Here is a 6,833-nt window from a genome sequence, read left to right as displayed (position 1 = left end):
CTGATTTTACACCTAGCAATAAATTAGCAGCCGTTATTGGTGTCGTTGGCGAAGTTGTTACGACAATGGCCATTACTGTTGCACGTGAATTTAAAACTGAAAATATCGTTTATATCGGTTCTTCATTCCATAATAACGCTTTATTACGCAAAGTTGTGGAAGATTATACTGTGTTACGCGGTTGCAAACCGTACTATGTTGAAAACGGCGCATTTTCAGGTGCTATTGGTGCATTATATTTAGGTAAATAGAAAAAGACCATTTATATGCGCGTTGTTTTAAATAAACGCTATATAAATGGCCTTTTATTTTATGGTCTACGTGTTTTGGAATACGTATTGTTCCATTTATTATCACTTAATTACTTACAACTCAATTCAATTAAAATGTAAGTTCATTAGACAATTTTTGCGCTGAAACAATTGTACCAACCACGCCAGTTTTTAAATCTATTGCAACGGCTTTATGATCATCTCTAAGTTCATCTAGCCATTCTCCGAAAACAGAACCTTCAATCGTAATTAAATCACACTCTTCAAAATCTTCATCTCGAACTTTTAACGCTCTGTTTTTAATACTCCATACAGGCATAATATGCGGCTTTTTTTCGTCGCTATCATTTTCACTAATGAGAATAAACTGCTTACTACCTTTTTTAGTTAAGCCGTATACTTCATCATATTTTGCTACATCTTGGACAAATTCTTTGATTCTAATTTTATCTAATTCCGTCATCACTTCTTGTGTAACAGCTACAACGTTTAGTAGATGCCCTTCTTCTTCCATTGTTTGATTCATAATAATATGGTCTTGTTCATCAAACAATTCATCTAATTCATAAGTAGCAAAACGATCAACGTCCATTTTTACAACTTTATCAAATGGAATATCACGACTTGTTAAAAATGATACGGCCACACTTTCTTCTGTCCAAACGCCTACATACGCTTCACTTTTATAATTTAGGCGTACTAGTTTTTTATTTTTAGAGGCGAAATAAATACATTCATTTATTAATATATCTCTAAAGAATGGATATGCTTTATAAGACATGCTTGACCCTCACTTTTTAAAATATGTCATACATAAAATAGTAAATGACTCCAACAAGTTAGTCAATTAGACATATTATGAATTCAATTTAATGTCATGTTTTTCATTTTAAAAATTCAATAGCATTAAATTTTACGTATACACAAATTCGGTCTATAACACGAAACATATCTAGTTACTAAAAATTTCAAAACGATAACCTTTAGTATACCTTTATCAACAAAATGGCAACTCTTATAACATAGTGAAATAAAAGTCGCCATTTAATATTAGTATTACAAAGTATTGCCATATCATAAATTTAATTACTGTTGACTAGAATCGAAAAAAGCTTGTTACAAACGCATATTCAGTCAACTACTGGCAACACAACATTGTAGCGCCTTATGTTCCGAACTCTAATAGTGTTCAAGTTCAGCTAAAAATGCGCGTTCATTCTCCAGTACTGTTTCTTTTGAATCACCATGCCAAATACAGCCAAACCTTGATTTAACTTTATCTTCACCGTACCAATCACCATCATAATAAGATAACGGGTATAAACTACCTTCTTTGACATATTTCAAAATCGTATTGAAGAAATGTGTGTTATCACCTTTTGAATGATAACTATAAAACTTTTGATATCCTGAATTCAACTCGTTAGCAAGTAATAACATGCTCGTTGAACCATTTTGTCTAAAGTTTAAATCAATCGCATAAACGTTATCATCCTCATCGACGAGTAGGTCAAAACCAGCTACACCAAAGAATCCTTGATTCACACCGTTTTCCATAATTTGTCTACCTGCTTCTATAACGTGCTCTGGTACATTAGTAGTATTTTCATTTCCGTTATAAAATCCGTACTTATCCGTTAATTGCGTTGCCGCACCAAGATATTGAATGCCTAGCGATTCCGAGTATGCAAACTGAACGCAATAATTCGCTTTTTCTTCAATCTTCTGTTCGATAATAAGCGAATTCGTTTCAGCAGTTGCCTCTTTAATACGCGTTATCGCTTTTTGTAAATCTGCATCATGATAACAAATCATAACGCCATAGCCACCTGCTGTCGGAAGATCATCTCCCGGCTTAATTACTAACGGGAATTCCCAATTCTTAATCTCGTTTTCGAATTGCTCAATTTTTACAACTTTTCTTTTTGGTAAAAACTTCCCATTTGTCCATTCAGGTATTCTTGCTTTATTATTTAAAGCAACAAATAACGTTTTATCTAATGCATAATATTGCTGATTCAAGATTGTTTCATCATGAATATATTGAAAATAAATCTTTTTATTTTCCTTATGTGCCAATTGTTTGATCAAGTTTTCGTAAGATTGCTGATTGTTAAATGTATAAATTGAGTTCGGTACTTCCTTACCAATAACTTGAAATAGCTGATGCAATTTGTCTGTCGCACTAGCTTCGTGAACAATAACAGGTAATTGATTTGCTATTAATAACTCCCTACCAGTTAAAAAATTAGATTGATGTTCGTCCGGTTTCAACCATGGATTCGATATATACGAAGGTCTTGACGTATAGACAACATCTTTGTCATATAAATCACTTAACGTTAAGTTCGGCTCATTACCATTATTTGTCATTACTTCCCATTCCCTTTCAAATGCGCATGCTCTTCAATAATGTCTTGATAAACGTCTTGATTTGTAATTAACTCTAACCCCATCAACGCCATTATTTTAGCACCTTTAATTAATGCTTCATCACCATGTACACTCGCAGCCGCCTCTCTAAATCTATGCGTATGTCCTACTAAATTACGTGATCCTATTTTAATATGAGGATGTATTGTTGGCACAACATGACTTACGTTCCCTGTATCCGTAGAGCCATAACCAAAATCATCATCAATAACTGCTTCACCAACTTCTTCAGCATATTTAGCAAATAAATCATCTAATTTCGGCGTTTTAATGAATTCATTCACACCGTTTTGAATTGGACCAAATTCATAATCACAACCAGTCTGTATCGCAGCTCCACGTGCGATTTGATTTACTTTTTCTGTTAATATATCCAATTCTTTACGCGTCATTGCTCTAGTATAAAAACGAGCATGTGTATAGTCTGGAATAATATTAGCTGCTTTCCCGCCATCTAAAATCACACCATGCACACGTTGATCTTTTTTAATATGTTGTCGTAGTTGTGCTACACCATTAAAATAACTAATCATAGCGTCTAATGCATTTAACGCTTCATCTGCATTTTCAGAGGCATGAGCACTTTTTCCGTAAAATTTAACATCTAAAACATCCACTGCCAAAGTATCAATCGTTTTATAAGTTTCATTTCCCGGATGAATCATTAAGGCAATGTCTATTTGATCAATCACACCAGCCTTGACATAAGAAGCTTTAGCGCTACCATTTTCCCCACCTTCTTCAGCTGGACATCCAAGAACGACTACTTTACCACCAATTTGGTCAATCACTTGCTTCAAACCAATTGCACCAAGCACACTTGCAGTTCCAATGATATTATGACCACAAGCATGACCCAACCCTGGCAAAGCATCGTATTCTGCTAAAAAACCTATAGCTGGCCCGTCAAGACCTGAATCATATGTCGCTATAAACCCAGTTGCATGCCCAGCAATCTCGGTTTCAATTTCAAAATCATGCTCTTTCAAACGATCTATTAAAGTTCGAGACGCAAATATTTCTTCATTACCAAGTTCAGGACGTTCATGAATTCTATGACTGATTTCGATATAACTATATTTATTTGTTTCTATATAATCGAGAATTTGTTGTTTTTCACTCATTTTTTACTATCTCCCTTTTACCCTACACTCATTTTAATCATCCACAATATTTTGTTCTTTCAAAATGAATTATTACTTATTCTATCGGTTTTATCTCATGATGTCATCTAGTTTTTCTTTATTTACAAAATTTTCTAATAACTAAAAGCCTTTCATAAATTTATAAAACAGTTTCAAATTGTAAAACATAAGCCCTATTGTTACAATTTAAGTATTGTTAGAAACACAACTTACAACAAACTTAAGTTTTATATTGCAACAAATCATAAGCGTTTTATAGTTTTGAGTAGTAAATAGGAGGAAATTCAAAATGACAAAAATGAATGTTGAAAGTTTCAATTTAGATCATACTAAAGTGGTTGCCCCATTTATTAGATTAGCGGGAACGATGGAAGGATTAAACGGAGATGTCATTCACAAATACGACATTCGTTTCAAACAACCAAACAAAGAACATATGGATATGCCAGGACTACATTCATTAGAACATTTAATGGCTGAAAATATTAGAAATCATAGTGACAAAGTTGTTGATTTAAGTCCTATGGGTTGCCAAACTGGTTTCTATGTATCATTTATTAATCATGATAATTATGATGATGTATTAAATATTGTTGAAGCAACTTTAAATGATGTGCTAAATGCTACTGAAGTGCCTGCTTGTAATGAAGTACAATGTGGCTGGGCAGCAAGTCATTCATTAGAAGGTGCTAAAACTATCGCTCAAGCATTTCTAGACAAACGAAACGAATGGCATGATGTTTTCGGTACAGGAAAATAAATCTTAGTCAATCAAGTTAATCAGAAAAGCAGTCGAACAATGATGTTACAATCGCCATTGTCCAACTGCTTTTTATTATGCTTCAAAGTCAAAAAATCGAACAAATGAAAAAGTAAAATCTTTAACATTTGTCCGATTTATTTGAGAACCACTATAATTTCTTAATTAGTCCCATTAACACGAACTGCATAGGTAACCTTAAATATAGTTGCCATGTTGGCAATTGTTTATCTCCTAAAGGTAACTTTTTAACTGCCATATAGATATTAGCTGGGAATACAGCTAGCAAGAATAGATTGATTGTATTTTTCAAGCATTGAGATGGTCTTTTAATTAAAAGTGCAAGTCCAAATAATATCTCAAAGATTCCTGTAACAAGAACCGCTGTTTTTCGAAGTGGCAAACATTTCGGTATGATATTTCTAAATTGTCGTTCTCGTGTAAAATGCAATACACCTATTACACTAAAACCTATTCCTAATAAATATCTTAGTATGTTCAATCAGCTTCAACTCCTACTCTGTAATGATTTTATGAATTAATGTAGGCGATACAACATGATCAGCAATTGTTATGCTTGAATCTAATTTTTTAACAACATCGTCTACATCTTGGCGATTACTGTGAATCGTTAATAATGATTCTCCTTCTTCTACTTTATCACCAATTTTTTTATTTAAAACAATACCAACCGCTAAATCAATATCATCCTCTTTTGTTAAACGTCCCGCTCCTAACATCATCGAAGCGACACCTATATCGTTAGAGACTAATTCAGTCACATAACCTGATTTTTTAGCTTTATATTCAATTTGATATTGAGCTTGTGGCAAACGCTCTGGATGGTCAATAACAGTTTCGTCGCCACCTTGGTTTTTAATAAATGTTTTGAATTTTTCTAATGCTGCACCTGAATTAATTGCCTCAATTAGCAACGCTCTCGCTTCTTCAAGCGTTTCAGCTTTGTTTGCAAGTACAACCATTTGAGAACCTAATGTTAATACAAGTTCTGTTAAATCTTTCGGACCTTGTCCTTTCAACGTATCAATTGCTTCTTGTAACTCAAGCGCATTGCCAATCGCACGTCCAAGTGGCTGATTCATATCAGAAATAATCGCCATCGTATTACGTCCCACATTATTACCAATACGTACCATTGCGTGCGCTAATGCTTCAGCATCTTCTAATGTTTTCATAAATGCACCGCTACCAGTTTTTACATCTAATACAATTGCATCTGCACCAGCAGCAATCTTTTTACTCATAATTGAAGAGGCAATTAATGGTATTGAATTGACAGTACCAGTAACATCCCTTAAGGCATATAATTTTTTGTCTGCAGGAGTTAAATTTCCTGATTGTCCTACAACTGCCACTTTATTTTCATTAACCAATTTCACAAATGTTGCTTCATCTATTTCAACATGAAAACCATCAATTGCTTCTAATTTATCAATCGTACCACCTGTATGACCTAATCCACGCCCACTCATTTTTGCAACAGGAACATCTACAGCTGCTACTAATGGTGCTAAAACCAATGTAGTTGTATCTCCTACACCACCTGTTGAGTGCTTATCTACTTTGACACCTTTAATATCACTCAAATCTATCATATCACCAGAATTAACCATAGCCATCGTTAATGCTGCACGCTCATCATCATTCATATCTTGGAAATAAATCGCCATTGCTAAACTTGATGCTTGGTAATCAGGAATATCCCCTTTAACATAGCCGTCAATAAAGAAATTAATTTCTTCCGTTGTTAGTGTATGACCGTCACGCTTTTTCTCAATAATGTCTATCATTCTCATTTTTATCATCCTTTTCTTAAAAAGCTTAGGACAAAGCATCTGCGCTTTCTCTAGTCCATTTTTAAAAGCACAAGCGAAAATTATTATAGCAAGCTATCGATTTCATTTTTAATATCACAATTTCAATGCGATGTTATTATTCTTAAATAGATTGGTTATAACGTTAAAGTCCCTATTAAATTAACTTAGAATCATCATGGCATTTATGATGTCTTAAAGCTGATATCGACATACTTATATATGGTTACGATGTCCCATGCTTACATATTTTTTTATAAAATTAGTAATCTGAATCTGCTTCTAAACCTTGCATAATTTGAACGCCTGCGCTCGCACCAATACGTGTCGCACCTGCTTCAACCATTTTATTGAAATCTTCTAAATTACGTACGCCACCTGATGCTTT

6 protein-coding genes and 2 pseudogenes are annotated in these 6,833 nt (G+C 33.7%); 2 read left to right on the top strand and 6 right to left on the bottom strand.

The annotated features are described in order from the left end of the window. A pseudogene (locus tag IDG60_RS03425) lies at positions 1–251 on the top strand (type II pantothenate kinase); the annotation flags it as partial. A 130-nt stretch (positions 252–381) separates the two neighbouring features. Here the strand turns inward: IDG60_RS03425 and IDG60_RS03420 are convergent. From IDG60_RS03420 to IDG60_RS03410, 3 genes are all read right to left on the bottom strand, one after another. Then, the gene (locus IDG60_RS03420; RefSeq protein WP_000120549.1) at positions 382–1,053 is read right to left on the bottom strand and encodes a DUF2750 domain-containing protein; all 672 of its coding nucleotides are present in this window, start codon (positions 1,051–1,053) and stop codon (positions 382–384) included. 398 nt (positions 1,054–1,451) lie between these two features. Beyond that, on the bottom strand, positions 1,452–2,645 hold the full coding sequence (ldmS, locus tag IDG60_RS03415; protein WP_000183726.1) for an L-aspartate--L-methionine ligase LdmS: 1,194 nt from the start codon (positions 2,643–2,645) through the stop codon (positions 1,452–1,454). Continuing rightward, positions 2,645–3,829, bottom strand: coding sequence for a M20 family metallopeptidase (locus IDG60_RS03410; protein WP_001291497.1), 1,185 nt, complete (start codon positions 3,827–3,829; stop codon positions 2,645–2,647). The genes ldmS and IDG60_RS03410 overlap by 1 nt, the downstream gene beginning before the upstream one ends. A 310-nt stretch (positions 3,830–4,139) precedes the next feature. Here IDG60_RS03410 and IDG60_RS03405 point away from each other — a divergent pair, with 310 nt between their 5' ends. After that, entirely contained in the window at positions 4,140–4,610 is a 471-nt protein-coding gene (locus IDG60_RS03405; protein WP_000164421.1) for an S-ribosylhomocysteine lyase, read from the top strand. A gap of 151 nt (positions 4,611–4,761) precedes the next feature. Here IDG60_RS03405 and IDG60_RS03400 read toward each other — a convergent pair whose 3' ends face one another. The 3 genes and pseudogenes from IDG60_RS03400 to IDG60_RS03390 form a co-directional block, all read right to left on the bottom strand. Next, complete coding sequence (locus tag IDG60_RS03400; protein WP_001024035.1) at positions 4,762–5,112, bottom strand: DoxX family protein; 351 nt, start codon at positions 5,110–5,112, stop codon at positions 4,762–4,764. A gap of 13 nt (positions 5,113–5,125) precedes the next feature. Further along, positions 5,126–6,427, bottom strand: coding sequence for a pyrimidine-nucleoside phosphorylase (locus IDG60_RS03395; RefSeq protein WP_001242311.1), 1,302 nt, complete (start codon positions 6,425–6,427; stop codon positions 5,126–5,128). 280 nt (positions 6,428–6,707) lie between these two features. Continuing rightward, positions 6,708–6,833 (bottom strand): annotated as a pseudogene (locus IDG60_RS03390) (deoxyribose-phosphate aldolase); the annotation flags it as partial.

It is taken from the genome of Staphylococcus sp. EG-SA-2 (assembly GCF_017152085.1).
The sequence above is the reverse complement of the archived record's forward strand: the minus strand, read 5'-3'. Positions and strand labels throughout refer to the sequence as shown.

Bases quoted from the DNA above. Each gene is read 5' to 3' on its own strand.
- IDG60_RS03405 (WP_000164421.1), top strand. From the start codon at position 4,140: ATGACAAAAATGAATGTTGAAAGTTTCAATTTAGATCATACTAAAGTG.
- ldmS (WP_000183726.1), bottom strand. From the start codon at position 2,645: ATGACAAATAATGGTAATGAGCCGAACTTAACGTTAAGTGATTTATAT.
- IDG60_RS03395 (WP_001242311.1), bottom strand. From the start codon at position 6,427: ATGAGAATGATAGACATTATTGAGAAAAAGCGTGACGGTCATACACTA.
- IDG60_RS03410 (WP_001291497.1), bottom strand. From the start codon at position 3,829: ATGAGTGAAAAACAACAAATTCTCGATTATATAGAAACAAATAAATAT.
- IDG60_RS03420 (WP_000120549.1), bottom strand. From the start codon at position 1,053: ATGTCTTATAAAGCATATCCATTCTTTAGAGATATATTAATAAATGAA.